General features: G+C 65.0%; 2 protein-coding genes. One reads left to right on the top strand and one right to left on the bottom strand.

Going from position 1 to position 1,671, the window contains the following annotated elements:
• Positions 1-112: 112 nt before the first annotated feature.
• Positions 113-1,171 (bottom strand): D-TA family PLP-dependent enzyme, encoded by a 1,059-nt coding sequence (locus tag Q0L57_RS14570; protein ID WP_296743716.1) that lies wholly within the window; start codon positions 1,169-1,171, stop codon positions 113-115.
• Between the two features lie 150 nt (positions 1,172-1,321).
• Here Q0L57_RS14570 and Q0L57_RS14565 point away from each other — a divergent pair.
• On the top strand, positions 1,322-1,671 hold a 350-nt coding region (locus Q0L57_RS14565; protein ID WP_296743714.1), incomplete at its 3' end, for a D-lyxose/D-mannose family sugar isomerase.

Here is a 1,671-nt window from a genome sequence, read left to right as displayed (position 1 = left end):
AGGGGTGTTCCAGCGGAGTGAGGCGCTGGTGTTCCCTGGAACACCCCTCATCCGTCTCGGCGCTATCGCGCCGATCCACCTTCTCCCACAAGGGGAGAAGGAGAGGCACACATCACCGCATACGCCCCCGCGCCGCGACCGGCAGCGTTTCCAGCACCTTGTCGCCGTCGATCAGATGCACCTGGTCGAACAGGTTCGTCACCACGCAGCAATGATCTGGGACGACGCGCACGCGCTCGCCGATGCGCAAGCCGGCGCCGTCGGAAAGCGTGACGGTACCGTGCTCTTCGCTCAGGCCGGTGACGCGGGCGCTGGGGACGCCGAGAAGCTCACCGAAATCGGGCAGCCCGAGCGTATCGGAGGACAGCGCCTTGCTGCCGCTGTCGAGGATGGCGCGGGTCTTGGTCGGATGGCTGACCACGGTGGCAAGCACCGTCAGCGCGCAATCGCCTATCGTGCCGACGCCTTTGGCCACTTGGTAGCGGTCGAGATAGATATAGGTGCCTGGGCGGTATTCGGTGACGATGCTGTCTTCGCCAGAGCGCCACATGTCCGGCGTGCCGCCGCTTGAGATGCGCTCGCATCGAAGGCCGGCCGCTGCCAGCGCGTCGCGCGCGATCTTGAGCCAGGCTTCCGCCTCTGTGGCGCGACCCGCGGCCGGATAGGTCATCAGCCCGCCGAAGCTGAGGCCCTTGGCCTTATCGATTGCTTTCGCCAACTCGAGCACTTCGGCTGGGCTCTGCACGCCGCAGCGGCCCATGCCGGTGTCGCACTCGACCAGCACCGACAGCGGATGGCCGGCATCGGTAAAGGTTGCGGCAAGTCCTTCCAGCGTCTCATGGCTGTCCGCCGTCACCGAGAGGGTGACGCGGCCGTGCAGGGCCTGCAGCCGTTCCAGCTTGGCGCGGCCGAGGATGTTGTAGGGCAGGAAAATGTCGGCCAGCCCGGCGTCCGCCATCACCTCGGCCTCGCCGATCTTCTGGCAGGTGATGCCGACGGCGCCGGCCGCGACCTGCTTCTTCGCCCAGTAAGGCAGCTTATGCGTCTTGATGTGCGGGCGAAGCTTCAGGCCGTGCGCGTCGGCATGTGCCTGCGCTTTGCTGATGTTGGCTTCGGCGCGGGCCGCGTCGATCAGGATCGCCGGCGTGTCGAGGTCGTCTATGCTAGGCATGTTTCACCATCCACAAATCTGCGTGGCGTTATGGCCCCGAACGGCGCGATTGTCACGGGCCAGCCGGAGCAGTTTCAATCGACAGCGGACCGGCGTTCGGCTATGCCGAAGGGACAATTCTGCAGCCAGCGGCCGGAAGGAAGGGACCCTATGAAGCGCTCCAAGATCAACGACATCATCCGCGAAGCCGACGCCTTCATCCGTTCGTTCGGCTACATCATGCCGCCCTTCGCCTACTGGTCGCCGGAAGAGGCCAAGGCGCGCAAGGCCGATTCCTCGGCCGTGTTCACCTCGCGCCTCGGCTGGGACATCACCGACTACGGCCAGGAGAAGTTCGACGAGCTCGGCCTGTTCCTCTTCACCGTGCGCAACGGCCGCTACGAGGACATGAAGCTCGGCATGGGCATGCTCTATGCTGAGAAGATCATGATCTCGCGCAAGGATCAGCTGTCGCCGATGCACCGCCACAACATCAAGGCCGAGGACATCATCAACCGCGG

The organism is Mesorhizobium sp. (genome assembly GCF_024509055.1).
Lineage (GTDB): Bacteria > Pseudomonadota > Alphaproteobacteria > Rhizobiales > Rhizobiaceae > Mesorhizobium.
Note: the sequence above shows the minus strand (reverse complement) of the source record. Positions and strands in the feature narration are given on the sequence as shown.